The following is a 26219-nucleotide window of genomic DNA, read 5'->3' as shown; positions in this document are numbered from 1 at the left end:
AATAATGTAAAGTATAGTTAGAAATATTATACAATACTTAGAAAATATATGGTATACTAAATGAAATAAAGCAAAACTTTTAAAGTTGGAGATGGTGTTATGCTAGATCATTGATATACCAAAGCTATATTTTTTAAGGCCTTAAAAAAGAGGTCTTTTTGTGATGAAAAATTTTAGATGAGGTGTATCAAATTGAATAGCAAAAAAAAGAATTTATATATAATGTATGCAATCTCTTATTTTCAGGGGTTGGTTTTTTATGGTTCTATAGCTACGGTTTTTAGGCAAAGCAGGGGACTTACCCTATCTCAAATATTTTTTATAGAGTCAATGCTTATGTTATCTATGCTTTTACTAGAAGTACCTTGGGGATACTTTGGAGATAAGTTTGGGTACAAGAAAACTTTGACTTTATCATATTTTTTCTTTTTTATTTCTAAAATAATTTTTTATAAAAGTAATAGTTTTCTTTATTTTTTAATTGCGGCAATAGTGTCAGCATTAAGTATTTCTGGTATTTCTGGTTCTGATTCAGCTCTTATTTATTTATCAGCAGAGAAAGAAGAGTCGGGTAAAGCATTTAGTTTATATGCGTCTTTTTCCGCAGCTGGTTTTTTTACAGCTTCATTTTTATCTACTTTTATGATAAAGGTTAGCTTGGATTTGCCAGTGTTTCTTACTATATTTCCTTATGGGGTAACATTTTTTTTAGTGTTTTTCTTAAAGGATGTAAAGGAGACTAATAAGGAAATAAAGATTAAAGGTAGCATAAAATCCGTTTTAACAAATAAGGAAATGTTGGTTTTTATAGCAGCTATTGCTTTAATTTCGGAATCTACTCATTCTATTTGTGTATTTTTAAATGGGCCAAAGTATTTAGAAATAGGTGTGCCTATAAAATATTTTGGGTTATTAACAGCTTTTATGCAAATAATATGTATAAGCTCTTCTAAAGCTTATAAAATAAAAGATAGGTTTGGCTATGAATTATCCTTTAAAGCTTTAATTGCTTTAATAATTGGGTGCAGCTTTTTATTGGCATACGTAAAGGGAAGAATTATTACCATAATATTTATAGCTTTAATTGAAGGAGCTTTTGCCATAATACAGCCTTTAAACATGGACATCCAAAATAAGTCCATAGAGGGGGAAAATAGGGCCACCATTTTATCTATGTATGCAATGTTTGGGAATGTCATAGCTTCCTTTGTAAATTTATCTATTGGAAAGGCTAGTGATGTTTCTTTAGGATTTAGTTTCATATTTTGTGGAATATTAAGTATAATAGCTTTGATATTAATAATTAAGTGGAGTAAAAAATGGAGGGAAAAAGGATGCAAGTTGGAGATTACAATAAGTTTAAAATAAGTAGAAAAACAAAAATAGGTTATTATTTAGATGCTGAAACAGGAGATACAAAAGATGATATTTTATTACCTTTTAAAGAGTCTTTAGAAAAAGAATTTGAAGAGGGGGATGAAATAATTGTATTCCTCTATAGAGATTCAAAGGACAGATTGGTGGCTACATTAAGGGACCCTTTAGCTAAGGTAGGAGATTTAGCTTATCTTAAAGTTAAGGATAATTCACAAATAGGAGCTTTTTTAGAAATAGGAATAGATAGAGATTTATTCGTGCCTTTAAAGGAGCAAAAATATAGATTACAAGAAGGCGATAGCTATTTATTTTATGTATATGAGGATAAAACTGGAAGATTAGCTGGTACAGTAGATGTAGAAGAACATTTACAAATGGGAGAAGGGTATAAGGTTGGAGATGAAGTAATGGGAACTATCTGTGGACTTTATAGAAGTGAAAATGTAATTGTAGCAGTAGAAGATAAATATAAGGGTATAATGCTTAAAAATGAATACTTTATTAAGGTAAGAAACGGAGAAAAGATAAAATTAAAGATTAAAAAAGTTTATGAAGACGGAACCCTGGGGCTTACAACTAGAGTAACTGGAAAGGAAGAAAGAACTCAGCTTCAAGAGGATATTTTAAAGTACTTAAAAGAAAATGACGGTTTTATGGAATATAATGATGCCTCCTCACCTGAAGAAATAAAGGAAGTATTTAAAACTAGCAAAAACTATTTTAAAAGGGCTCTAGGGGGCTTAATGAAAAGTGGCTTAGTAACCCAAGATGAAAAAGGAACAACTTTATTAAAATAAAAAAATGGATGTAGTGCAAAAACTACATCCATTTTTTCTATGTCGAAATATTGAAAATATTTGATTATTTGATTCTATGTGATATAATAATATTAATTTCCGTTAGGAAGAATACATTTCCGCCAGGCGGAAAAGAGGAGGTTTTATGCAATTAGTAGAAAGAATTTTCATGGTATTAGAGTTACTAAGTAACAAGCCCGAAGGTCTTATGATTACAGAAATAAGCAAGTCTTTGGATTTACCTGTAAGTACTACCCATAGATTATTAGCTTCTCTTAAAGATAATGATTATGTACTTCAGGATAAGGAGACTTCTAGATATAGATTAGGATTAAAAGTGGTTTCCTTAGCGGTAGGATATTTAAATAATAACAATGTAAAAACCGTGGCAAGGCCATTTTTAGAGGATTTATTTAATAAGTATGAAGAAGTAATTTTTTTAACCGTAATGGAAAATAAAAAATCAATTTGTATTGATACTGTTAATAGTGGGGATAGGATAAAATTCTATGTGAAGATTGGAAGCGAAATGCCGTTAAACGGCGCTTCTGCAGCGCAAGCAATAGTAGCTTATTTAGAAGAAAAAGAAATAGACGAAATTTTGGAAAAAAGTGAATTCAAGAGATATAGTAAAAATACTTTAACAGATTGCTTAGAAGTAAAAGAAAAGTTGAGTAAAATAAGGGAAGCTGGTTATGCAGTTTGTGACGAAGAATTAGATGATGGAGTTATTGCTATATCTACACCTATAAGAAATATGTATGGAAAAGTTATAGGAAGTGTAACTATGATAAGTATTAAAACTGAAAATAATGAAATAGAAAATAAGATCCATAGCTTGATAGATACTGCTGATAAAATATCTACGTCCCTAGGATGGATGAAGTAGGGGTATAGGGGGGGTTATATTGGCCGAAAATCTTAATGAATTTCTAAAAGTGATGAATAAAGTAAATTCTATAGGGCACAAAGAAGGAAAAGGTGTAACTAGATTAGCCTTGTCTAGAGAAGATATGGAGGCTAGAGCTTACTTAATAGAAATATTTAAAAATATGGGATTAACAATAAATGAAGATGGGGTTGGCAATGTTAGAGCTATAAAAAAGGGTGAAGATAAAAATTTACCTTGCGTTATGGTTGGCTCACATATAGATACGGTACCTCATGGAGGAAAATACGATGGACTATTAGGGGTGGTGGCAGGGATAGAGTTAGTGAGAAAGTTAATCCAAAACAATATACCACATAACCACTCAATAGAAATAGTTATTTTTTCAACAGAGGAATCAAGTAGGTTTAATCTTTCCACCGTTGGCAGTAAGGTCATGACAGGGAAAATGGATGTGGAGGAATTAAAAAACTATAGAGATGATGATGAAGTATCGATTTATGAAGCTTTAATTCATAATAACTATAATCCTGAGGATATAAAAAAAGATATTTTAAAAGAGGGTAGTATAAAAGCTTTTCTAGAATTGCATATAGAACAAGGTCCTGTACTTGAGAAAGAAAATATACCTATTGGAATAGTGGAAGCTATTGCAGCTCCAATAAGGCTTCTCATAGAACTAGAAGGAGAAGAAGCGCACTCAGGTGGATGTCCTATGAATATGAGAAAAGACGCACTGGTAGCAGCATCAGAAATTATTTTAGGAGTAGAAAATGTAGGTAATAGGGAAGCTACATATAAAACAGTAACAACTACAGGAAATTGTAGAACTTTTCCTGGAGCAATCAATGTAGTTCCTGGAAAAGTAGAATTATTTGTTGATATTAGGGGTATTGACAAAGATAGTATGAGTAGAGCTTTAAAAGGTGTAAATAATTGCATTTACAAAGTAAGTAAAAAGCGTAATATAAAAAGCCATGTAAAGATATTAAGTCGAGAAGAGCCTATAGCATGTAGCAATAAAATGATGGAACTTGTAAAAGGTGTATGCAATAGATTAGGTGTAAATTATAAAGTGATGGCAAGTGGTGCAGGACATGACACAATGAATATGAGTAAGATAGCACCATCATCTTTAATATTTATACCTTGTAAAGGTGGAATAAGTCATAATCCCAATGAAGATGTAGATTTAAAACATATTGAAATAGGAATAAATGTATTATATGAAGCTGTTTTAGAACTTGCGAAATGATTTTTATCAAAAATTGGGATTTGGAGGAGTCGATATGAAAACATTAATTAAGGACGGATGGATAGTAGATCCATCTCAGAATTTATTTGGAATATACGATATTCTTATAGAAGATGAAAAAATCTCAAAAGTTGAAAAACATATTGAAATAGATGGATGCAAGGTAGTTGAAGCTTCTGGATATTATGTTTGTCCGGGATTAATAGATGCTCATGTGCATTTAAGAGAGCCAGGACAAGAATATAAAGAAACAATTAAGACAGGAGCAATGGCTGCAGTAGCTGGAGGTTTTACAAGTATAGTGTGCATGCCAAATACAACGCCAGTTATAGATAATGAAGAGGTAGTTCAATATGTTATAAATAAGGGCAAAAAAGCAAAATGCAATATATATACTATGGGAAGTATAACAAAGAGTCTTGAAGGATTAGAAAAGAGTCCATATATGGAGCTAGTGAAAGCTGGAATAGTTGGGATAACGGATGATGGTAAAACTGTAATGAATACCAGAGTAATGTATGAAGCTATGATGGATGCAAAAGCCTTAGAAATACCCGTAAGTGCACATTGTGAGGATATAAATTTAGTATATGACAGAAGTATAAATAAAGGTAAGATGTCAGAAGAACTAAACTTAGAAGGAGTACCGGCCTTAGCGGAAGAGGTTATTATATGGAGGGATATAGTACTTGCAGATATAACAGAAGCGCACCTTCATATTCAGCATATATCAACTAAAAAAGCTTTAGAAATGGTTAGAGAAGCTAAGAAAAAAGGGATTAATGTAACCTGTGAAGTAACTCCTCATCATTTTTCATTAACAGAGGATGAGATTAAAAGTTTAGGTTCTAATGGTAAAATGAGTCCCCCTCTAAGAACGATAGAGGATGTGGAGGCTTTAATCGAAGGGATTTTTGACGGTACTATAGATATTATTGCTACAGATCACGCGCCTCATAGTACTGAGGACAAGGAGAAAAATCTTGTAGATGCAGCAAATGGAATAGTTGGTTTAGAAACTGCCCTTGGAATATCCTTGTTAGAATTAGTTCATAAAAGAAAAATGTCAATAGAAAAACTTATAGATAAAATGAGCTGTACTCCGGCAAAGCTTTTTAAAATTCCCGGAGGAACTTTAAAAGAAGGAAGTTTTGCAGATATAATTTTATTGGATATAGAAAAAGAATGGATAGTAGATAGTAACAAATTCTATTCGAAATCAAAAAATTCACCTTTTCATAACAGAAAATTAAGAGGAAAAGCAGTAACTACTATAGTTAGAGGAGAAATTCAATTTTGTGAAATATAAGGAGGGTGGAATTTTTATATGAAAACAACTAAAGGAAAAGTCATATCTAATAAATGTATTAAAGGTAAATATTATCACTTAGTAATCAAATGTAGTCCCTTAGCTGAGGAAATTAAAGAGGGGCAAATACTTCATATACGTTGTGGCTCTAATGAAGATCCGTTTTTAAGAAGGCCTTTTAGTGTCTATAGATTCCATAAAGAAAATGGAGAAATAGAAGTTGTTTATATTGTAAAAGGTAAAGGAACAGAAATTATGACGGGCTTTAAAAGTGGTGATGAAATAGATTTACTAGGACCAACAGGTAATGGTTACTCATTAAATGAAAGTGCAAAGGGAATTATTATTATTGGTAGAGGGGTAGGAATAGCTTCCGTAATATCCTTAGCAGAAAAAGCTAGAAAAAAATATATAAAAGTAATAGCTGTTTTAAGTGGTAAAACTAAAGAGAGTATACTAGGCGAAGAATTTTTAAATAGCATAGGTTGTACAGTTTACTCAATACAGGATGAAGATGGCACAAGTTCAATGGATAACCTAAAAAATATTCTAGATAAGCATATAAATACAGATAATATAAATCAAATGTTTACTTGTGGTTCTAATAGAGTGGGAAAATTACTAAGAGACATTAGTCTCCGTTATAAAATAGAAAGTTATATATCCTTAGAGGAAAAAATGGCTTGTGGAATTGGAGTATGTTTAGCTTGTGTATGTAAAACGAAAGATGGATACAAAACTGTTTGTAATCATGGGCCTGTTTTTTCAACGGAGGAGGTGAGTTTTGATGAGTAAACCAAATCTCCAAGTTAAATTAGGAAAGATAACTTTAAGGAACCCAGTTATGCCTGCATCGGGAACTTTTGGTATAGGTAGTTGCGAATTGATAGATGTAAATAAGATAGGCGCTGTAGTACCTAAAAGTGTTACTCTACATCCTAGAGATGGAAATAAAACTCCTAGAATTGCTGAAACTACAGGGGGAATACTAAATTCTATAGGCATACAAAGTAAAGGTTTAGAGCATTTTATAAAAAATGATCTTCAATGCTATGCTAAGTTTAATACACCAATTATGGTAAGTGTTTCTGCTTATAGTGTAGATGAATTTAAAAAGATGGTAGAAATATTAGACAAAGAAGAAGCTTGCTCAATGATTGAGTTAAATATATCCTGTCCTAACCTGGAAGAGGGAGGGAAAGCTTTTGGCATGAGTGAAGAAGCCACATATAAAATTGTAAAAGAAGTTAGGGGAATAACGGAAAAAACTATTATTCCAAAGCTTACTCCAAATGTGAGTGATATAGTTACTATTGCTCTAGCAGCCCAAGAAGGAGGAGCGGATTCCATAGCTCTTACCAATACTTATATAGGCATGGCTATAGATGTTAATACTCGTAAACCAAAACTAGGTAATATTATTGGAGGACTGTCAGGACCAGCTATAAAGCCGATTTCTCTTAGGATGGTATGGCAAGTAGCTCAAAAGGTTAACTTACCTATTATAGGCATAGGTGGAATTGCTAATTGGGAAGATGCAATAGAATATATTTTAGCGGGTGCTACAGCTATACAGTTAGGCACGTATAATTTTGTTAACCCAAACTGTATGATTGATACAGTGAAAGGTATAGAAAAATATTTAGTAGAAAATGGATATTCTAGTGTTAAAGATATAATAGGAAAGGTCGAAATATAAGAGGAGGTGTATATTTTGGAAAACAAAAATTGTCTTTCTATAAAAAATCTGCAAAAAACATATAAGAGCATGCTGGGAAAGGAAACAATAGCATTAAAGGATATAAATATTGACATTAAAAATGGTGAGTTTGTGTCTATAATTGGTCCTTCAGGATGTGGAAAATCCACCTTATTAAAAATTGTTAGCAATTTAGAAAAGTACTCAGGTGGAACAATTGAATTTAATGAAAACCTAAAGGGAAATGAACATATAGGTTTTGTTTTTCAAGATTCAGTACTATTACCATGGAAGACTGTTTTAGAAAATGCTATGTTTCCATTGAAAATTAAGAATATGGCAAATGAAGAAAGACTTAAATATTTAGATGAATTATTAGAAGTTGCAGGGCTGTCAGATTTTAAAAATTCTCTTCCAAGAGAATTATCTGGCGGTATGAGACAAAGGGTTTCTATAGTGAGATCTCTTTCTTATGATCCTCAACTACTTCTTATGGATGAACCTTTTGGTGCATTAGATGCTATGACAAGAGATACATTAAATATTCAACTATTAAAAATTTGGGAAAAGACTAAAAAGACAATTCTGTTTGTAACACATAGTATTGATGAAGCAGTAATGTTATCAGATAGAGTGGTAGTAATGTCCGCAAGACCAGGAGAAATAAAAGAAATAATAAATATAGATTTAGAAAGACCAAGAACAGCTGAAGTAAGAAATACGGAAAAATTTAATGAATACTCCAAGTATCTCAGGGAGGTGCTAGGGTGAATAATAAAGGTAGTTCGAAGCTATTTAAATTTATATTTGAGTATGCTCTATCCATAGGAGCCTTTATACTTATATGGAAAATCTATGTAGATGCTACTGGAGTTCCGGAGTATATGATGCCAAAGCCAGGGGCAGTATTTGCTAGATTGGCTGAAATGATGGGTGGAAAAGAAATTTGGGTTCACTTTTTAGTAACCAGTAGTGAAATATTTTTAGGCTTTATACTAGGTACACTACTTGGTATAATTTTTGGATATTTCCTAGAAAAATCAACTTTTTTAAAAGATGCATTAATGCCATATTTAATTTTTGCCCAAACAGCACCTAAAATTGCATTGGTTCCGTTGTTTGTAATTTGGTTTGGATTAGGTTTAACTTCAAAGTTAGTTTTGGTTGTATCTATGGTTTTCTTTCCAGTTATGGAGGGAACTATGCTTGGAATAAACGCTATTCCAAAGGATGTTAGAAACTTAATGAAGATATTAAATGCGTCCAAGTTTCAAATTTTAAGAGAAGTTGAAATGCCTTCAGCTCTTCCTATGATTTTTTCAGGGTTAAAAGTAGGTATGGTTCAGGCAGTAATCGGAGCAATAGTTGCAGAATGGATATCAGGAAAACAAGGACTTGGATATGTATTGATATATGCTTCCTCAACCTTTGATACAGTTTTGCTTATTGCAGGTATTATATTTACAATTATTGTTGGGATTATATTCTATGAGTTAGTTAATTTAATGGAGAAAAAGTTCTTATATTGGCATGAGTCCCAGCAAGTAAGATAAATTAAAAGAAAGGATGATAAGCTTGTATATTGTTGCAGATAATCCATTATACGATAATAAAGTTCCTCATTTACGTTGCGAAAAAAAAGATATCTGTGATGTAGTGTTACTTCCAGGTGATCCAGGAAGAGTAGAATTCTTTAGAGAGTTTCTAGATGACTTTGAAATTATATCTTCCAATAGAGAGTATAAATTAGCTAAAGGAAAATATAAGGGATATCCTGTGAACGTTTGCTCTACAGGAATTGGAGCCCCATCAACAGAAATTGCTATAACTGAGCTTATTGAGTTAGGCGCAAAGGCACTAATTAGAATAGGTGGTACAGGAGCAATAAAAGAAGATGTAGAGTGTGGAGAATTCATTATAAATACCGCAGCTGTTAGAATGGGTGGAGCTTCAAATTTTTATGCCATGCCAGAGTATCCAGCGGTGGCAGACTTTAATTTAGTTATGTGTATAAAGGAAGCCTGTGAAGAAAGTGGAGTGCCACATCATATGGGAATTGGTGCTTCAGTAGGTTCCTTTTATAGAGGGCAAGGAAGAAATCCCCTAGGCATAAATAAAGATAAAAATTATAAGAATTTATACGAAGAGTTTATTCGCTTAAATGTGTTAAACATTGAAATGGAGGCAGAAACTATATTTACCTTAAGCTCCATCTATGGAGTTATGGCTGGTAGTATTTGCACAGCTCATTGTAATAGATTGACTAATAAGTGGCTTGTGGATTATGAAGAGCCTCAGAAAAGATTATGTAAAACAGCACTAGAGGCAGTAACTAAAGTATATGAAAATTGCTTAAAATAAAATTTATAATATATTTTAACGATATTAAAGAGAGGGTGTAAAAATTATGAAAACTAGCTTATTTAAAAACAAAAAATGGTTTAAAGTATTAGCTACTACTTTAACACTAACACTTGGAACTACTTTACTTGCAGCTTGTGGAAGTAGCAAAAAGGAACCTGTAGCAGATAAAAAAGAATTGAAAAAGGTATCCATTCAAATTGATGGAGCAGCAGTGCCTTATTATGCGCCGCTTTATGTAGCAAAAGAAAAGGGTTACTTTAAAGAACAGGGATTAGATGTGGAATTTTACTATGCAGCAGCAGCAGAAATTGTTAAGAACGTTGCAGCAGGAAATGTAGAATTTGGATTCCCAAATGCTGACTCAGTTTTAATTGCTAAAACTCAAGGCATACCAGTAAAAGTAGTTCACACTACATACCAAAATGGTCTTGGAGCAGCAATATTTAAAACATCTCAAGGAATAAAAACTCCAGCGGACTTTAAAGGTAAAAAAGTTGCAGTTACTTCCCTTGGAAGTCCAAATTATATTCAATTACAAGTTATGTTAAAGGAAGCAGGATTAACTTTAGATGACATTAAAGTTGAAGTTATTGGAACTGGTGCTATAGTAAATGCTTTAGTTACAGATCAAATTGATGTTATGGTATTCTCAATGCTAAGAACAATAGAGTTAAAGAATCAGGGAGTAGATGTAAGTGAAATACGTTCAGACGATTTCTTGCCATCCCATGGTAATGTTTTAATAGCCAGCGATAAGCTAACAAAAGAAAATCCTCAGTTAATAGAAGGATTTAAAACTGCATTAAATAAAGGTATACAGTATATAGTTGACGGAAACGCAGAAGAAGCTGTTAATCTTTCAATTGAAAAATATGCACAAAGCTTTAAAGGTAAAGAAGCTACTATAACTAAGATATTAAATGAAGTATTCGTTCCATATTTATGGCAGAGCGAAAACACTAAGAAAAATGGTTTAGGAGCAGCAGACTTAGAAAAGTGGAATAAATCAATAAAAATACTAAATGAATATAAGGTAATTGACAAAACTTTCGACGCAAAAGAATTAATCTACACAGCTAAATAATAAGGAAGTGATGTATTTGTTAAGTAGGGAGCAGAGAAAAATAGTTCTTCCTATAATAATGTTTCCAATAATAATTTTATTATGGAAATTGTATATTGCACTATTTAACATTCCCCCATATTTATTGCCACAACCAGAAGAACTTATGAAAAGTATGGCGGATTTCTTAGTTAATGGCGATATGATTTCACATATTAATACTACTTTAAAGGAAGTTTTTATAGGAGTAGCTGTTGGTATACTAATAGGACTTGTACTAGGATACATTGTTGCTAAATCAAAGTTTATTGAACGTTTTATTATGCCATTTGTGTTAATAATACAAACGGCACCTAAGATTTCTTTAGCTCCGCTCTTCATATTATGGTTTGGACTTGGATTGCAATCTAAAATTGCAATAGTAATTTTAGTTGTTTCATTTCCAGTTATGATTAATGAAGTTGTAGCAATTAGAAGTATAGATGCTAATGTATTTAATCTTATGAAAATACTTGATGCATCAGCATGGCAAAAATTTATATATATTGAGTTGCCATATTCTCTTCAAGCTATACTTTCAGGTATTAAGATTGCATTGACACAGGCTATGGTTGGAGCCGTTATAGGAGAGATGATAGGGGCCAAATCAGGGCTAGGATATTTATTAACCTTAGGAAATGAAACATACGATATAAACTTGGTTCTAAGTTCAATAATTATACTAAGTTTAATAGGGTTAATATTATATTTAGTTGCAGGTTTTGTAGAAAAGAAATTATTAATATGGAAAGAAGAAGGAGTATAACCTTTTAGGTTATACCCTTCTTCTTTTTATTCTAATAAGTCTATAGCTTCTGGGGATAGGTACCATTTTTCTACGTCAATTTTTGTATTGTCGCCAATATATAAATTGTTTTCAGACAGAGTAAGTGTTTTGCCGTTAATTATAGCTATATTTTTGTTTTGAGGAAATCTAATTTCAGTAGTTCCTTTTGAAACTATTAAAACTAAATTATCCTTGTCCATTGAATCTACAGTAACCAAAGCTCCCTTTTCTTTAAAAGCTTTTTTTGCTAGGAGAACTGGTAAGAAAAGAATCTTCTTTTCATAATTATCAAAATCTAAAAGATTATTAGGTTCAAAACCCCAAAGTACATCGTCATTTGTAACTACATAAATTTTAACTTCTTTAATATTTTTAGCCTTTACTTTACTATTTCCTAGAGATAAAAATATGGTACTAAAAGAAACAATGAAAATAAGTATTAAATTTAAAATTCTAACATTCTTTTTCTTCATGTTAATCCCCCTTTAAAAAAATGTAAGTTTACTGATAATATATGAATGAATTAATATATATATGTTAATTTTCAGATAAGTTATTTAAACATGGAATTTTATTGTATAATTAAATAAAGAATAGAGAATGAAAAACAAAGAACAAATATATTTGTTATCTGTTATTTATTCTTTCTTATTTGAGAAGGGGTGTTGACGTGAAGAAGTTTTTAGAAATGTTTTGGAGCTTTTATAAAATAGGAGCTTTTACTTTTGGCGGAGGATATGCAATGATTCCTTTAATTCAAGCGGAAGTTGTGGATAATAAGAAGTGGATAGATAAGGAAGAGTTTTTAGATATTTTAGTAGTAGCTCAATCTTTTCCGGGTGTTCTAGCGGTAAATTCCTCAACCTTTATAGGATATAAAATAGCAGGAGCTCCAGGCGCCATAGCAGCACTTTTAGGAGCAGTATTACCTTCCTTTATAATAATAATAGTTATAGCTGCTTTTTTTATGCAGTTTAGAGAAAACCACTATGTAGACTTAGTATTTAGAGGAATTGCAGCGGCGGTGCCAATGCTTGTTTTGATTGCAGTAGTGAATCTTTCAAAATCCGTAAAGAAAAATTATGCTAACCTTTTGATGGTAATAGCCACAATTATTGCTATTACATTTTTTAAGGTTCATCCAGTAATTGTGATAGTGATATCAGCATTATATGGATACTTTTATTACGGAAAGAAGGTGGATTAGTTGAGTTTGCTTATAGAGTTATATTTAACTTTTTTAAAAATAGGAGCCTTTGCCTTTGGAGGGGGATACGCTGTACTTTCTTTAATAGAGAGGGAAATTGTAACTAATAAAGGATGGATTACTTTAAGAGAATTTACAGATGTCATTGGTATTTCTCAAATGACACCAGGACCTATAGCTATTAACGCTGCTACCTTTGTAGGATATAAAGTAGGGGGACCTATAGGAAGTTTTTTTGCTACTTTAGGAGTAGTAACTGTTTCTTTTATATTGATTTCCATAGCTAGCCATTATATGGCAAAATTTAAAGAATCTAAAGTTATGAAAGCTTGCCTTATGGGAATGAGGCCAGCTTTGATTGGATTAATTATTTCGGCGTTTTTATCCCTAGGCAAAGAGTCCTATAAAGATTTTAAAAGTGTTTTAGTAGGAATAGGAGTAATGGGATTATTATTATCTAAAAAAATAAATCCAATATTAGTTATAGTAATGGCAGGAGCTGTAGGGGTAATTATTTTCTAAGATTATTGTATATTTTTAGAACATGTGCTATAATTTACTTTGCGAAGGGGAGTAGCGTAAACTTAACTATTCGTCAATACGGCATTTGCCCGGATAGTTACTCGAGATAGAGATGCAAGACCTTTGTCCTATATAACTAGGGCAAGGGTCTTTTTTGATTTTATAAATAAGTAAATTAATCTAATAAATTAATTAATATAGACAAATAATATATAAGAGGTGAATTTAAATGTGGTTTGACAAAAGTAAAGAAGATGTGATAACTGAGTTATCCGTAGATGTGGTTAATGGTCTTACTTCTGAAGAAGTAGAAAAACGTAAAGAAAAATATGGGCTAAATGAGCTAACTGCAAAAGAAGGAAAATCCATGGTAAGGATGTTCCTTGAACAATTAAACGACCCGCTAATATACATACTTTTAGCAGCGGCATTCGCATCGGGAATAGTTGGAGAAGTAACAGATGCTATTATAATTTGTTTAGTTATTCTTTTAAATGCTGTTATTGGTCTTATTCAAGAATCTAAGGCTGAAAAGGCTCTAGAGGCCTTAAAGAAGATGTCTACCCCTAAAGCTGTAGTTAAAAGAGATGGACAAATAAAAGAAATTCCTTCACAGGAAGTTGTTCCTGGAGACATAATCATCTTAGATGCAGGGAGATCTGTACCTTGTGATTTAAGACTTATAGAAACTGCAAATTTAAAAATTGAAGAATCAGCCCTTACAGGAGAATCAGTACCTGTAGATAAAAATGCAAACATGGTTTTAGACGGTGAAGACACTGCTTTAGGTGATCAAAAGAACATGGCATTTATGTCTACCCTTGCTACTTATGGTAGAGGTGTTGGTGTAGCCGTTGGAACAGGTATGAGTACTGAAATAGGTAAGATAGCAAAAATGCTTGAGGACCAAGAGCAAGATTTAACTCCTCTTCAGAAAAAGCTAGCAGAGCTTGGCAAAACATTAGGTTTTGCAGCCTTAGGAATATGTGCTGTAATGTTTGTTGTTGGTATAATTCAAAAGAGAGATTTACTTGAAATGTTCTTAACTTCAATAAGCTTAGCTGTTGCTGCGATTCCAGAAGGTCTTCCAGCTATAGTTACCATAGTTCTTGCTATGGGCGTTCAAAAGATGATAAAGGAAAATGCTATAGTAAGAAAACTTCCAGCTGTTGAAACATTAGGTGCAGTAAATGTAATATGTTCAGATAAAACAGGGACATTAACTCAAAACAAAATGACAGTAACTAAATTTTATGCAGATAATTATCTTGGAGATATAGATACTTTAAGCAAAGACAATGCTATTCACAAATTGCTTTTAGAAAATTTAGTATTATGTAATGATGCTACTTATAAAGAAGATTCTAAAACAGGAGACCCAACTGAAATTGCATTACTTGAAGCTGGAGCTAAATACAATTTATTTAAAGATGATTTTGATAAGGTTCGCACAAGAGTAAACGAAGTTCCTTTTGATTCAGATAGAAAACTTATGACTACTGTTAATGAGTATGATGGCGAATTCTATGTAATGACAAAGGGTGCTACAGATAATTTAATAAAATTATGTAATAACGCTTATATCGATGGAGAAATAGTTCCATTAACAGAAGAAATAAAAGAAAATATATCTAAAGCTACTTTAGACATGTCCAATGATGCTCTAAGAGTTTTAGGTGCGGCTTTTAAAAAGATAAATTCAAAGCATGTGGAAATTGATACTTTGGAAACAGATTTAATTTTCATAGGTTTAGTTGGAATGATTGACCCACCAAGAGAAGAAGTTAAGGCTGCTATTGCTGAATGTAAAAAATCAGGAATAAAAACCATAATGATTACAGGGGACCATAAAAATACTGCCTTTGCTATAGCTAAAGAATTAGGCATAGCAGAAGAGGAGTCTCAGGCTGTATTTGGTGCAGAAATAGACAAAATTACTGATGAAGAATTAGCAGAAAAGACAAAACACTTAAGAGTATTTGCTAGAGTTTCACCAGAGCATAAGGTTAGAATAGTTAAAGCCTTTAAATCAAAGGGAAATATAGTTTCTATGACTGGAGACGGTGTTAATGACGCTCCTTCATTAAAAATGGCTGACATTGGTGTGGCTATGGGTATTACAGGAACAGACGTTGCTAAGGGCGCTTCAGACATGGTATTAACAGATGATAACTTTGCAACCATAGTAGCGGCTATAAAGGAAGGTAGAAATATTTTCAATAATATTAAAAAGTCCATAGTGTTCTTATTATCCTGTAATATTGGAGAAATAATAGCATTGTTCTTTGCTATATTACTTGGATGGCCAGCACCACTTAGACCAATCCATTTGTTATGGGTTAACTTAGTAACAGATAGTTTACCAGCTTTATCCCTTGGTGCAGACCCAGGAGACCCAGAGGTAATGAAAGAAAAACCAAGAGATGCTAAGGCAAGTTTATTTGCTGGCGGAACTGGAACCTTCTTATTGTTAAATGGTACCCTAATAGGATTTTTAACTTTAGGAGCCTTTGTTATAGGTGTTAAAGAACATATGGGAATGACTAGTCTTTTCCCACTATTACCAGAAGTAATATCAGAGGAAGCTATGATAAGCGGTCAAACAATGGCATTTATAGTGCTAAGTGTATCACAGTTATTCCATGCCCTTAACTTAAGACATCCAAGAAAATCTATATTCCAAGTAGGATTATTTACTAATAAATACTTAATAGGATCTATAATATTAGGTATTTTCCTTCAGGATATAGTAGTAACTGTACCAGCTCTTGCACAAATATTTAAAGTTATAGACCTAAGTATGACTGACTGGACAATAGTTGGAGTGTTATCTATGGTTCCATTAATATTTAATGAAATAGCTAAGATATTTTTGAGAGCAAGAGAAAAATAGTTTTTTAGTTATTTAGTTGTAAACAAACTACCCTTGAATTTTTATAATAAAAATTCAAGGGTAGTTTTATCCATATTTAAATATCTAATCATCTAAAAAACTTATTTAATCAACTCTTTTGATTTTAAAAATTCTCTAGCTACATCTTGAGTTTCTCTTCCTAATTTATCGCACTGATAGTTAAGATTTTGCATGCTTTCTTCGTCTAATATACTATCTAGCTTTAAAAGTAATTCTTTAACTTCTGGATATTTCTCAAAGGTTTCAGCTCTGCCCATAGGTACTGCATAGTATGGAGGGAAGAACTTCAGGTCATCTTCTAAAACCTTTAAATCAAAAGCAACTAGTAAACCTTCTGTGGAAAAGGCATCTATTACATCAAGTTCTTTTGAATCTATAGCAGTATATCTTAAGCTAGAATCCATACCTTTCTCTGATTTAAACTTCATATTATATTTTTTAGTCAACCCAGGAAGTCCGTCATCTCTTCCTAAAAACTCCATGGTAGCACCAATGGTTAAATCCTTGCTTATCTTTTTTAAATCCGAGAAAGTTTTTAAGTTGTGTTTTTCTGCAAAATCCTTTCTAACAGCCAATGTATAAGTGTTATTGAAACCTAAGGGCTTTAACATTTCTAAATTATATTTTTCCTTCATGCCTTTTTTAGTGACTTCATAAGCTTCCGTCGGGTCTGAAGTAGAAGGTTCATTTAAAATGCTTATTAACGCTGTACCTGTGTATTCAGGATAAATATCTACATCTCCTTTTGTGATAGCCTTTAATACTACATCGGTACCAGCTAAATTGAATTTTCTTTCAACCTTGATATCTGTATTTTCTTCTATTAATATGGCATAAATATTTGCGAGCAATTCATTTTCAGTATAGTTTTTAGCCCCTATAACTATTTTTTCACTTCTGTCAAAGGCATTAAATACCATTGGAGAAATGATGGCTATCATAAGCACAATAGCTGTAATGGCTAATCTCTTTTTAGTAGCTTTATTAGACTTGTTTTTAGGATTTACGGTTTTTTCTACTTTACCAATAACGAAATCCATTAATAAGGCTAGTATACAGGCGGGTATTGCACCAGCTAATATCATATTTGTGTTTACAGTCTGTACACCTGTATAAATAAAGCTTCCAAGACCGCCAGCACCTATAAAGGCAGCTATGGTCATAAGTCCTACGGCAGTAACAGCTGATATTCTTATACCTGCCATGATTACTGGTAGGGCAAGTGGAAGTTGCACCATTTTAAGCAATTGAGCCTCCGTCATTCCCATAGCTCGACCAGCTTCTATAGTAGCTGGATTAATATTCATAAGGCCAGTATAGGTATTTTTAATTATAGGTAAAAGGGAGTAAAGGCAAACCATAAGTATAGCAGGGGTTTCTCCTATACCTAAAAATGGTATTAAAAATCCCATTAGAGCTAAACTTGGTATAGCTTGAAGTATATTTGCAACTCCAATAATGGAGGGCGCTAAATTCTTTTTCTTTGATATAAGAATTCCTAGAGGAACTCCTATGAGAATAGCAATTACAACGGCTAAAAGAGAAAGCTGTATATGTTTTAAAGCAAGAGATACTACATCTCCTCTTTTGCTTATTATAAAATCTAAAAAATTAGCAGATTTCATGTATTTTCACCACCTAAGTTAAAATAGTTTTTCTTCAAATAGAGTAATAAGACTACTTTTTGTAACTAGTCCTTTAAGTACTCCAAATTTATCTACTACAGGTATATATCCTACACCATGGTTATTCATCTTTTTCAAAACAAGGCAAATTGACTCATCATTATAAACGTAAATCAATTCTTTTGACATAATTGAACCAATTTTAAGGCTTGGATTAATCATGTTTTCTCTAATGTCCTTAGAGGTAACAATACCTTGAAGTTTGTTATCATTGTCTACAATTAATAAGCTATCTACCTTGCTGCTTTGCATAATACCTATAGCCTGTAGCACTGTTCTATTTGGAGAAGAGGTAATAGGACTCTTTATCATAATATCCTCAGCCTTAATAAATTCAGGTTGATTCCACAGTCTATTAGCTCCTATAAAGCCTTCTACAAAGCCCTTTTGAGGATTTCTTAGTATTTGTTCTGGAGTATCAAATTGAACAATGTCTCCATCCTTCATAATACATATTCTATCTCCAAGTTTTATGGCCTCATCCATATCATGGGTTACAAATACTATGGTTTTCTTAAGATCTTGTTGAAGCTTAAAAACTTCTTCTTGAAGAGTATTTCTAGTTATAGGGTCCAGGGCACTAAAAGGCTCGTCCATTAAAATTATATCTGGATTTACAGCAAGAGCTCTTGCCACACCAACTCTTTGTTGCTGTCCTCCACTTAGTTCATCGGGAAACCTATCTATATATTTATCTGGCTCTAAGCCAACTAAATCCAAAAGCTCTTTTGATTTTTTTCTTCTTTCTTCAAAGGTCCATTTATTTAAAAAGGGAACAAGTTCAATATTCTCCCCAATAGTCATGTGAGGAAAAAGTCCTGTTTGTTGAATTACGTATCCTATATTACGTCTTAACTCAATGGTATTTTTTTTCATTATATCCTCTCCATTAATAAGTATGTTTCCTGAAGAAGGGGTTATAAGCTTGTTTATCATTTTTAAAGAGGTTGTCTTACCACAACCACTAGGACCTATAAGTATTAAAAATTCTCCATCATTTATAGTTAAGTTTATGTTTTTTAATACTGCAGTATTTTTAAAAGTCTTAGTTACATTTTTGAATTCTATCATTAAAATCACTCCTTTACAACTGACAACTTAATTGTAACATGTAAGATGTTACTTGTAAAATTACTGAAAAAGGTATTTCTAAGAATAATGGCTCTTATAGTAGGTATTTACCTTAATTAACGTTAAAATACTTTAAATAACTTCAAATAACTCCTTATGTCTTGAACTTAGCATATTAAGTACTATATAATTAAAATGATAAGAAATTTGAAATAAAATTCATATATTGTGGGTGATGAATATGGAAATATCTAGAGTAGGAAATAATTCTCCAATAGTAAATAGCGATAATAAATCTATAAGTAGTAAAAAGGATTTTTCTCAAAGTTTTAGTTTTGCACGAGAAAGAAGATCTGAAGCTGAACTTAAGAAAATGTTAGAGGATATAAAGAAAAAGGGGAATAGACTTGCCGTAACAAAGTGTTATGTAGATGTGGCTGTTTATAAAAGAATGATAAAGGAATATTTAAACTCTATATTAAACTACATGTATAGTGTAAAAAAAGACATAAGCTTTTGGCAAACTCAGTATTTCATAACAGTAGATACTATAGATAAAAAACTTCAAGATTTAACAGAACTTCTTTTGAGTGAGGAAAAGGAAAATCTAGATATCGCAAGTAGTATAGATGAAATTGCAGGGCTTTTAATGGACGTTTACAAATAAAATTATGTGACAATTTTGTTTGTGTCATAAATCCCCACTCCCTCCACATATAATTATAAATAATACTTTTTATTAATTTAAAGTGTTAAAGAAAAAATGGAAAGGAAGGGATGGGAATGGCTCCTATTAGTGCTCTTTTAATTATTGCTATTATTTTTGCTTTTGGAGATTTTATTGGCACAAAAACAAAAGCTTGGATACCATCAGTATTTGTCGTGGCAGTGTTGTTATTGCTGGGCTTTTGGACAACTTTACCTAAAAATTTAATTGACATACCAGGTCTTGGCATGCCACTGGCGGGAATTGCTATGTATCTTTGTATTACTCACATGGGGACAATAATAAGTGTTTCAGAACTGGTAAAGCAATGGAAGGTCATCGTAGTTACTTTAGCAGGGTTAGCAGGCATGATTTTAGCTTGTTGGTTTATATGTATTCCTCTAATTGGAAGAGAATATATCATAGCAGGATTACCACCGCTAACCGGTGGAATAGTAGCTGCTTTAATGATGCAAGAAGCTGCAGCGGCAAAGGGATTAGAGTTAGCTTCTATATTAGCAATTGTAATGTATGTAATGCAAGGTTTTGCAGGATACCCACTGACTGCTATATGTCTTAAAAAAGAAGGTAGAAGACTTCTTAAGATATATGATCAAGGTGGAGCTCAAAAGGATGCTAATAGTAAAGAAGCTTCTAAGGTAGTTGAAAAAAAGAAAAAATTAATACCACCTATACCAGAAAAATATAATACTACAACTACAGTCATTGCAAAGATGGCAGTGAATGGATTTTTAGCTTTTAAGGTTGCAGCTATGACTAACAACAAAATTTCTCCTTTTGTTTTATGTTTAGTTTTTGCTATTATACTTCAGGAAATAGGATTTTTAGATAGAGATTCTTTAAATGTTTCAAAGTCTTTTGGATTTTTAATGTTCATACTCATGGTTTATATTTTTGGAGCATTATCAAGAGCTACTCCAGAAATGCTTTTGAAAATTGCAGGACCATTAATAATAATAATAGTGGTAGGAGTTGCAGGGATGGCAGTAACCTCTATTTTAGTAGGGAAATTTCTTGGAATGACAAAGGAAATGGCTTTTGCAACTTCCCTTACAGCATTATATGGCTTCCCACCAAACTATGTATTAACAGAAGAGGCATCTAAGGCTTTAGCTAAAAACGAGGAAGAGAAAAAGTATTTAATGGATCAAATGCTTCCTCAAATGATAGTAGGTGGATTTGTCACAGTTACTATAACCTCTGTTTTAATTGCAGGGATATTTGTTAACTTATTTTAGATAATTGAGAATTAATAAGGGATTTTGCGTAGCAAAATCCCTTAATTGATATTAAATTTAGATTTGTCCTAAGAATTTTAAAATAATTTGAGCGATAACTGCTGAGCCTATATATGTTCCTGTAAAAACAACGCAGGAAACTACAACGATTCTCCAACCAGACTTTTTAAAGGCATCTAAATCTTTTCCTAAAGATATACCTACGTAAGCTAGGATTGGTGTTGTTAAAGCTAAGAAATCTACCTTAGTCATATATTTTGATATAGCAGCAGCTCCAGGCATAGTTGGATAGGTTAAAATACAACCAAGAGTTACTACATAAGCCACTGCAGGAATTTTTCCAGGCATAACTTTAGCTAGAAGTATTCCTCCTAAAGATATTAGTATTAATATAGCTATTCCAGGAAGAGCTTCTAATATATTATGTTTAGGACCTATCATATTTCCTATTAAAGTAAGAACTCCTAGCAAAATCAATGCAAATGCATTATCTTTAATTTTCATAAGTTACGCCTCCTTAGAAGTGGTAGCTTCCACACCGTATTTAAATTTATATGTTTTTTTATACAACCATTCTGTTAACGGAAGTGATAGCCATAAGCACATGTAAAGACCATCTAAGCCTGAAAGCATATTACTAGCGGCACCAAAGGCAGCTAACGTATCCTTCATATCTGGGAACATGGCTGTCAATGAACCTACTGCAGCAGTCATCATACTAGCACTTCCAACTCCTGAAGCCATAGCAAGGGAATAAGGATGTAAAGGAGTGTAAGCTGCAAAAAAACTTGCTAACAATCCGAAGAATACAGTACCAACCACAGTACCGCAAATATAAACTCCCATAACACCTTGTCCTTCTTCTCCGTCTAATCCATAAATATCGCTTATTAGAGCTATGTTTGGCTCACGTGCAATAGAGTGGGCAGCACCAATTGTTTCTCTCTTTAAGCCAAGCATTACAGCTACAGGTACTCCTAGCAATACTGTTCCTAAATTACCAAGTTCTTGAAGTATTAATGCAGGGCTAGACTTTATTATTTTAGGTAAAGTAGGTCCAATCATAGTTCCATATCTAGCCATTAAAAGCATTAGAGAAATAGTTATTAAAGCACCTGCATCCTTCATATCTTTTTCTTTTACAACCTTTAAGAATTTTGGGCTTAAAAATATTCCCATTATAAGTGCGTAAAGCATAGGAAGTAATACAATTGTTCCAGGGCCAAATTTAAATTTCATAACCCCAATAGCTTCTGCTATTGCAACTAAAATTAAAACCAATAAATGATTTTTCCAATTTTTCATTCTTTAACCGTCCTTTCAAAATAATCTTTTAATATTCCAGCATGTGTTTATGTAAGGAAAACACATGTATATATGAAGCGTACTATATTTATTTTATACACTTATATGAAATATGTCAATAAAATATATTTTTATTGACATAGAGAAAATTAGGTGATATTCTTTAGTTAAATTAATAACGTAGTCCTTCAGGGTTTGGTGAAATTCCATACCGGCGGTATAGCCCGCCAGCCGAAAGGCAGATCTGGTGAAATTCCAGGGCCGACAGTAAAGTCTGGATGAAAGAAGGAAAGAAGTGTAATGCCTATAGTATATTTTATGTGGGTTTTTTATCCTATTTAAAATTTATAAATTTAGGGCCATTATACTATTTTTCAGTTTGCATATACTAAACCCTGAAGAGATTCTTCAGGGTTTTTTGTGTTCCCCTAAATATTTTACTTCAAAGGTTGTAGGAGGAGATTATGATGGAAGAGTATATGAAAAGGGCATTAGAACTTGCCAAACTGGGAGAGGGTAGAGTAAACCCTAATCCATTAGTAGGAGCGGTAATAGTAAAGGATGGAAGGATTATAGGAGAAGGATATCACAAAGCTTTTGGAGGACCTCATGCTGAGGTAAACGCCTTCAGCAATGCACTAGAAGATGTAACTGGTGCCCACATGTATGTAACATTAGAGCCTTGTTCTCATTATGGGAAAACTCCTCCTTGTGCAAAGGCAATTGTGGAAAAAAGAATTAAAAAAGTTACTATTGCCATGAAAGATCCAAATCCAATGGTTTCTGGTAATGGAATTGATATTTTAAGAAAAAATGGAATAGAGGTAGAAGTTGGGGTAATGGAAGAAGAAGCTAAAGCTCTAAATGAAATATTTATAAAATACATAACTACAAAGCTTCCCTTTTGTATTTTAAAAACTGCCTCAACCTTAGATGGAAAGATATCCACCTTTTCTGGTGATTCAAAGTGGATAACAGGAGAAAAATCTAGAGAATATGTGCACCAAATTAGAAATAAGATTTCTTCTATTATGGTAGGGATAGAAACAGTTATAAAGGATAATCCTAGTTTAACTACTAGGATTAAAGATAAAAAGGGAAGAAATCCTATAAGGATAATTATTGACAGTAAAGGAAGAATACCCTTAGATGCAAAGTTATTATATGAGGAAGGTAGTACTATAATTGTTACAACTCAAAAGGCTTCAGATGAAAAGTTGATAAAGCTTAAGGAACTTGGGGTAGAAATAATAAAAACACCATTAAGAAATGAAAGAGTGGATTTAAATTATTTAATGAAGGAATTAGGTGAAAGAAAAATTGATAGCATACTTTTAGAAGGGGGAGGAACATTAAGTTACTCAGCCTTAAAAGAGGGAATAGTGGATAAAGTTATGACCTTTATTGCTCCTAAAATAATAGGAGGAAGAGATTCTAAAACTCCTGTAGAGGGTGATGGAATAGAATTTATGAAAGATGCTATAAATTTAAAAAACATAGAGGTTCAAAGGTTTGATGAAGATATTTTGATACAAGGGTATTTGAAGTAAGGTGGTGAAAGAAGTGTTTACAGGCATCGTAGAAGAAATAGGAAAAATTAAAGGAATAAAAAAAGGTACAAATTCAGCTACTATAATTATTGAAGGAAAAAAAGTACTTCAGGATGCAAAGCTTGGAGATAGCATATGTACTAATGGTGTTTGTCTTACGGTAACTTCCTATGGAAAGGAAGAATTTACTGTAGATGTAATGCCTGAGACTATGAGAAGAAGTAATCTAGGGAATTTAACCATAGGAAGCAATGTGAATCTAGAAAGAGCTTTAAAAGCTTCTGACAGACTAGGTGGTCACATAGTAAGCGGTCATATTGATGGTACAGGGAGAATTAAGGATTACAAAATTGAAGATAATGCTGTTTGGATTTCCATAGAGACTTCAGAGGAAGTTTTAAAATACATTATTAATAAAGGCTCCATTGCCATAGATGGGGTAAGTTTAACTGTGGCTTATGTAGATGAAAATATTTTTAAGGTATCTATAATACCTCACACTGGAGAAGAAACTACATTATTAAAGAAAAATGTAGGAGATGAAGTAAATTTAGAGTGCGATATTATAGGTAAATACGTTGAAAGATTAATTTCCTTTAATAAAAGTCACACTAATAATAGAAGCAATTTAAATATAGATTATTTAAGCAAACATGGTTTCCTATAAAATATAAGGGGTGATAGAAAATGTTTAAATTTAACACTATTGAAGAAGCAATTGAAGATATCAAAGAAGGTAAGATTATAGTGGTAGTTGATGATGAAGACAGAGAAAATGAAGGGGATTTACTAATGGCAGCGGAAAAGGTTACACCAGAAGCTGTAAACTTTATGGCTAAGTATGGAAGAGGACTTATATGTATGCCTATATGTGAAGAACGATTAAAAGAGTTAAGTATTGACCAAATGGTTCATATTAATACAGATAATAAAGGAACTGCTTTTACTGTATCAATTGATCATGAAGAAACCACCACAGGAATTTCAGCCTTTGAAAGGGCATTAACTATTAAGAAGGTATTAGAGGATGGAGTCAAAGGAGAAGAATTTAGAAGACCTGGACATATATTTCCTTTAGAGGCTAGGGAAGGAGGAGTATTAAAAAGAGCAGGACACACAGAAGCAGCCGTGGATTTAGCAAAACTTGCAGGATTTAAATCTGCTGGTGTTATATGCGAAATAATGAATGAAGATGGAACTATGGCAAGAGTACCTGATCTTATAGAATATGTTAGAGAACATAATTTGAAAATAATTACCATAGCAGATTTAATATCTTATAGAAGAAGAAATGAATCTTTAATAAAAAGAGATATAGAAGCAAAGATGCCTACAAAGTATGGAGAGTTTCAAATATATGGATATGTTAATAAATTAAATGGGGAACATCATGTTGCCTTGGTAAAGGGAGAAATTAATGATGGTAATCCAGTTTTAATTAGAATGCATTCAGAGTGCCTTACAGGAGATGCATTAGGTTCTGTTAGATGTGATTGTGGAGATCAGTATGCTGCAGCAATGAAAGCTATAGCAAAGGAAGGAAGAGGAGTTTTAGTTTATATGAGGCAAGAGGGAAGAGGAATTGGTCTTATTAATAAACTAAAAGCATATAACCTTCAAGATAAGGGAATGGATACCGTTGAGGCAAACTTAGCATTAGGTTTCCCAGCAGATCTAAGAGATTATGGAATAGGAGCTCAAATACTTGCAGATTTAGGTATAAAAAAAGTTAAATTGATGACAAACAATCCAAAAAAATTATCAGGACTATCAGGTTATGGTATAGAAATAGTAGAGAGAGTTCCTATAGAACTGCATTTACATGAAGAAAGTGAATTTTATTTAAAAACTAAAAAAGAAAAATTAGGTCACATGTTAAATTTTGAGGAGGAATAATATTATGAAAATCTATGAAGGAAATTTAATTGGTCAAGGGTTGAAGATTGGAATTATTGTAGGAAGATTTAACGAATTTATTGGAAGTAAACTATTAGGTGGAGCTATTGATGGGCTTAAAAGGCATGGTGTTGAGGAAGAAAATATAGAAATAGCATGGGTACCGGGTGCTTTTGAAATTCCATTAATAGCTAAAAAAATGGCTAAGAGTAAAAAATATGATGGAGTAATATGTTTAGGGGCAGTAATTAGAGGATCAACTACCCATTATGAATTGGTTACTGCAGAAGTTTCTAAGGGTATTGCAAAAGTTAGTTTAGATGAAGAGGTGCCTGTTATATTTGGAGTAATTACAACTGAAAATATTGAGCAAGCGATTGAAAGAGCAGGCACAAAGGCTGGAAATAAGGGTTATGACGCTGCAGTAGCTGCAATTGAGATGGCAAATTTAATGAAAAATTTATAAAACAATGAAGGGAGTCTATCATAAAATGGTAGATTCTCTATTTATTGTACTCTTTTGAA

26 protein-coding genes and 1 riboswitch are annotated in these 26219 nt (G+C 32.4%); of the genes, 21 read left to right on the top strand and 5 right to left on the bottom strand.

Features of this window, described 5'->3' with window-relative positions:
- Window positions 1-192: 192 nt before the first annotated feature.
- From ABDZ69_RS14670 to ABDZ69_RS14615, 12 genes are all read left to right on the top strand, one after another.
- Window positions 193-1368, top strand: coding sequence for an MFS transporter (locus tag ABDZ69_RS14670; RefSeq protein WP_343770810.1), 1176 nt, complete (start codon window positions 193-195; stop codon window positions 1366-1368).
- Window positions 1335-2174 carry a CvfB family protein gene (locus ABDZ69_RS14665; RefSeq protein WP_343770809.1) on the top strand — a complete coding sequence of 280 codons (840 nt, stop codon included), beginning with the start codon at window positions 1335-1337 and terminating at the stop codon, window positions 2172-2174. Before ABDZ69_RS14670 ends, ABDZ69_RS14665 begins: the two co-directional genes overlap by 34 nt.
- 145 nt (window positions 2175-2319) lie before the next feature.
- A complete protein-coding gene (locus ABDZ69_RS14660) occupies window positions 2320-3063 on the top strand; it encodes an IclR family transcriptional regulator (protein WP_343770807.1) in 744 nt (247 codons plus the stop codon).
- 19 nt (window positions 3064-3082) lie between these two features.
- Window positions 3083-4318, top strand: coding sequence for a M20 family metallo-hydrolase (locus tag ABDZ69_RS14655; protein ID WP_343770806.1), 1236 nt, complete (start codon window positions 3083-3085; stop codon window positions 4316-4318).
- Window positions 4319-4352: 34 nt separating this feature from the next.
- Window positions 4353-5627 (top strand): dihydroorotase, encoded by a 1275-nt coding sequence (locus tag ABDZ69_RS14650; protein ID WP_343770805.1) that lies wholly within the window; start codon window positions 4353-4355, stop codon window positions 5625-5627.
- 18 nt (window positions 5628-5645) lie between these two features.
- Window positions 5646-6422, top strand: a complete 777-nt coding sequence (locus ABDZ69_RS14645; protein ID WP_343770803.1) for a dihydroorotate dehydrogenase electron transfer subunit — start codon at window positions 5646-5648, stop codon at window positions 6420-6422.
- Window positions 6415-7326, top strand: a complete 912-nt coding sequence (locus ABDZ69_RS14640; RefSeq protein WP_343770802.1) for a dihydroorotate dehydrogenase — start codon at window positions 6415-6417, stop codon at window positions 7324-7326. The genes ABDZ69_RS14645 and ABDZ69_RS14640 overlap by 8 nt, the downstream gene beginning before the upstream one ends.
- 15 nt (window positions 7327-7341) lie before the next feature.
- Window positions 7342-8097: an ABC transporter ATP-binding protein gene (locus tag ABDZ69_RS14635; RefSeq protein WP_343770800.1), complete on the top strand. Its 756-nt coding sequence runs from the start codon at window positions 7342-7344 to the stop codon at window positions 8095-8097.
- Window positions 8094-8879 carry an ABC transporter permease gene (locus ABDZ69_RS14630; RefSeq protein ID WP_343770798.1) on the top strand — a complete coding sequence of 262 codons (786 nt, stop codon included), beginning with the start codon at window positions 8094-8096 and terminating at the stop codon, window positions 8877-8879. The genes ABDZ69_RS14635 and ABDZ69_RS14630 overlap by 4 nt, the downstream gene beginning before the upstream one ends.
- Before the next feature lie 22 nt (window positions 8880-8901).
- A complete protein-coding gene (locus tag ABDZ69_RS14625; RefSeq protein WP_343770796.1) occupies window positions 8902-9687 on the top strand; it encodes a nucleoside phosphorylase in 786 nt (261 codons plus the stop codon).
- A 46-nt stretch (window positions 9688-9733) separates the two neighbouring features.
- Entirely contained in the window at window positions 9734-10774 is a 1041-nt protein-coding gene (locus ABDZ69_RS14620; protein WP_343770795.1) for an ABC transporter substrate-binding protein, read from the top strand.
- 16 nt (window positions 10775-10790) lie between these two features.
- On the top strand, window positions 10791-11558 hold the full coding sequence (locus tag ABDZ69_RS14615; protein WP_343770793.1) for an ABC transporter permease: 768 nt from the start codon (window positions 10791-10793) through the stop codon (window positions 11556-11558).
- 26 nt (window positions 11559-11584) lie between these two features.
- On the opposite strand, the gene ABDZ69_RS14610 is transcribed toward ABDZ69_RS14615, so the two are convergent.
- Entirely contained in the window at window positions 11585-12052 is a 468-nt protein-coding gene (locus ABDZ69_RS14610) for a hypothetical protein (RefSeq protein ID WP_343770791.1), read from the bottom strand.
- A 197-nt stretch (window positions 12053-12249) separates the two neighbouring features.
- Here ABDZ69_RS14610 and ABDZ69_RS14605 point away from each other — a divergent pair, with 197 nt between their 5' ends.
- From ABDZ69_RS14605 to ABDZ69_RS14595, 3 genes are all read left to right on the top strand, one after another.
- A complete protein-coding gene (locus ABDZ69_RS14605; RefSeq protein WP_343770789.1) occupies window positions 12250-12786 on the top strand; it encodes a chromate transporter in 537 nt (178 codons plus the stop codon).
- A complete protein-coding gene (locus ABDZ69_RS14600; protein ID WP_343770787.1) occupies window positions 12787-13308 on the top strand; it encodes a chromate transporter in 522 nt (173 codons plus the stop codon). It begins immediately after the preceding gene.
- 229 nt (window positions 13309-13537) lie between these two features.
- A complete protein-coding gene (locus tag ABDZ69_RS14595) occupies window positions 13538-16201 on the top strand; it encodes a cation-translocating P-type ATPase (RefSeq protein ID WP_343770785.1) in 2664 nt (887 codons plus the stop codon).
- A gap of 101 nt (window positions 16202-16302) precedes the next feature.
- On the opposite strand, the gene ABDZ69_RS14590 is transcribed toward ABDZ69_RS14595, so the two are convergent.
- Both ABDZ69_RS14590 and ABDZ69_RS14585 read right to left on the bottom strand, forming a co-directional pair.
- A complete protein-coding gene (locus ABDZ69_RS14590) occupies window positions 16303-17847 on the bottom strand; it encodes an ABC transporter permease/substrate-binding protein (RefSeq protein ID WP_343770783.1) in 1545 nt (514 codons plus the stop codon).
- Window positions 17848-17865: 18 nt separating this feature from the next.
- Complete coding sequence (locus ABDZ69_RS14585; RefSeq protein WP_343770781.1) at window positions 17866-18978, bottom strand: ABC transporter ATP-binding protein; 1113 nt, start codon at window positions 18976-18978, stop codon at window positions 17866-17868.
- Window positions 18979-19219: 241 nt separating this feature from the next.
- On the opposite strand from ABDZ69_RS14585, the gene ABDZ69_RS14580 reads away from it, so the two are divergent.
- Window positions 19220-19645, top strand: a complete 426-nt coding sequence (locus ABDZ69_RS14580) for a YaaR family protein (protein ID WP_343770779.1) — start codon at window positions 19220-19222, stop codon at window positions 19643-19645.
- Between the two features lie 116 nt (window positions 19646-19761).
- A complete protein-coding gene (locus ABDZ69_RS14575) occupies window positions 19762-20943 on the top strand; it encodes a hypothetical protein (protein ID WP_343770777.1) in 1182 nt (393 codons plus the stop codon).
- Window positions 20944-21000: 57 nt separating this feature from the next.
- On the opposite strand, the gene ABDZ69_RS14570 is transcribed toward ABDZ69_RS14575, so the two are convergent.
- Together ABDZ69_RS14570 and ABDZ69_RS14565 are read right to left on the bottom strand one after the other, a co-directional pair.
- Window positions 21001-21447, bottom strand: a complete 447-nt coding sequence (locus ABDZ69_RS14570) for a DUF340 domain-containing protein (RefSeq protein WP_343770775.1) — start codon at window positions 21445-21447, stop codon at window positions 21001-21003.
- A gap of 3 nt (window positions 21448-21450) precedes the next feature.
- Window positions 21451-22248 carry a DUF3100 domain-containing protein gene (locus tag ABDZ69_RS14565; RefSeq protein WP_343770774.1) on the bottom strand — a complete coding sequence of 266 codons (798 nt, stop codon included), beginning with the start codon at window positions 22246-22248 and terminating at the stop codon, window positions 21451-21453.
- Window positions 22249-22428: 180 nt separating this feature from the next.
- A riboswitch (FMN riboswitch) is annotated at window positions 22429-22542 on the top strand.
- A gap of 170 nt (window positions 22543-22712) precedes the next feature.
- Here ABDZ69_RS14565 and ribD point away from each other — a divergent pair.
- Genes ribD through ribH form a run of 4 tightly spaced genes read left to right on the top strand, consistent with a single transcriptional unit; the run spans window position 22713 to window position 26160 of the window.
- Window positions 22713-23798, top strand: a complete 1086-nt coding sequence (gene ribD / locus ABDZ69_RS14560) for a bifunctional diaminohydroxyphosphoribosylaminopyrimidine deaminase/5-amino-6-(5-phosphoribosylamino)uracil reductase RibD (protein WP_343770772.1) — start codon at window positions 22713-22715, stop codon at window positions 23796-23798.
- Window positions 23799-23811: 13 nt separating this feature from the next.
- Window positions 23812-24465 carry a riboflavin synthase gene (locus ABDZ69_RS14555; RefSeq protein WP_343770771.1) on the top strand — a complete coding sequence of 218 codons (654 nt, stop codon included), beginning with the start codon at window positions 23812-23814 and terminating at the stop codon, window positions 24463-24465.
- Window positions 24466-24485: 20 nt separating this feature from the next.
- Window positions 24486-25694, top strand: a complete 1209-nt coding sequence (locus ABDZ69_RS14550; RefSeq protein ID WP_343770769.1) for a bifunctional 3,4-dihydroxy-2-butanone-4-phosphate synthase/GTP cyclohydrolase II — start codon at window positions 24486-24488, stop codon at window positions 25692-25694.
- Between the two features lie 4 nt (window positions 25695-25698).
- Window positions 25699-26160 (top strand): 6,7-dimethyl-8-ribityllumazine synthase, encoded by a 462-nt coding sequence (ribH, locus tag ABDZ69_RS14545; protein WP_343770768.1) that lies wholly within the window; start codon window positions 25699-25701, stop codon window positions 26158-26160.
- Window positions 26161-26219 lie beyond the last annotated feature (59 nt).

Source organism: Clostridium malenominatum (assembly GCF_039521365.1).
In the GTDB taxonomy this organism is placed as follows: Bacteria; Bacillota; Clostridia; order Clostridiales; family Clostridiaceae; genus Clostridium_AW; species Clostridium_AW malenominatum.
Note: the sequence above shows the minus strand (reverse complement) of the source record. Positions and strands in the feature narration are given on the sequence as shown.

Coding starts and splice junctions, on each gene's coding strand:
- ABDZ69_RS14665 (WP_343770809.1), top strand. CDS start 1,335: ATGCAAGTTGGAGATTACAATAAGTTTAAAATAAGTAGAAAAACAAAA.
- ABDZ69_RS14660 (WP_343770807.1), top strand. CDS start 2,320: ATGCAATTAGTAGAAAGAATTTTCATGGTATTAGAGTTACTAAGTAAC.
- ABDZ69_RS14650 (WP_343770805.1), top strand. CDS start 4,353: ATGAAAACATTAATTAAGGACGGATGGATAGTAGATCCATCTCAGAAT.
- ABDZ69_RS14645 (WP_343770803.1), top strand. CDS start 5,646: ATGAAAACAACTAAAGGAAAAGTCATATCTAATAAATGTATTAAAGGT.
- ABDZ69_RS14640 (WP_343770802.1), top strand. CDS start 6,415: ATGAGTAAACCAAATCTCCAAGTTAAATTAGGAAAGATAACTTTAAGG.
- ABDZ69_RS14620 (WP_343770795.1), top strand. CDS start 9,734: ATGAAAACTAGCTTATTTAAAAACAAAAAATGGTTTAAAGTATTAGCT.
- ABDZ69_RS14610 (WP_343770791.1), bottom strand. CDS start 12,052: ATGAAGAAAAAGAATGTTAGAATTTTAAATTTAATACTTATTTTCATT.
- ABDZ69_RS14595 (WP_343770785.1), top strand. CDS start 13,538: ATGTGGTTTGACAAAAGTAAAGAAGATGTGATAACTGAGTTATCCGTA.
- ABDZ69_RS14590 (WP_343770783.1), bottom strand. CDS start 17,847: ATGAAATCTGCTAATTTTTTAGATTTTATAATAAGCAAAAGAGGAGAT.
- ABDZ69_RS14585 (WP_343770781.1), bottom strand. CDS start 18,978: ATGATAGAATTCAAAAATGTAACTAAGACTTTTAAAAATACTGCAGTA.
- ABDZ69_RS14580 (WP_343770779.1), top strand. CDS start 19,220: ATGGAAATATCTAGAGTAGGAAATAATTCTCCAATAGTAAATAGCGAT.
- ABDZ69_RS14575 (WP_343770777.1), top strand. CDS start 19,762: ATGGCTCCTATTAGTGCTCTTTTAATTATTGCTATTATTTTTGCTTTT.
- ABDZ69_RS14570 (WP_343770775.1), bottom strand. CDS start 21,447: ATGAAAATTAAAGATAATGCATTTGCATTGATTTTGCTAGGAGTTCTT.
- ABDZ69_RS14565 (WP_343770774.1), bottom strand. CDS start 22,248: ATGAAAAATTGGAAAAATCATTTATTGGTTTTAATTTTAGTTGCAATA.
- ribD (WP_343770772.1), top strand. CDS start 22,713: ATGATGGAAGAGTATATGAAAAGGGCATTAGAACTTGCCAAACTGGGA.
- ABDZ69_RS14550 (WP_343770769.1), top strand. CDS start 24,486: ATGTTTAAATTTAACACTATTGAAGAAGCAATTGAAGATATCAAAGAA.
- ribH (WP_343770768.1), top strand. CDS start 25,699: ATGAAAATCTATGAAGGAAATTTAATTGGTCAAGGGTTGAAGATTGGA.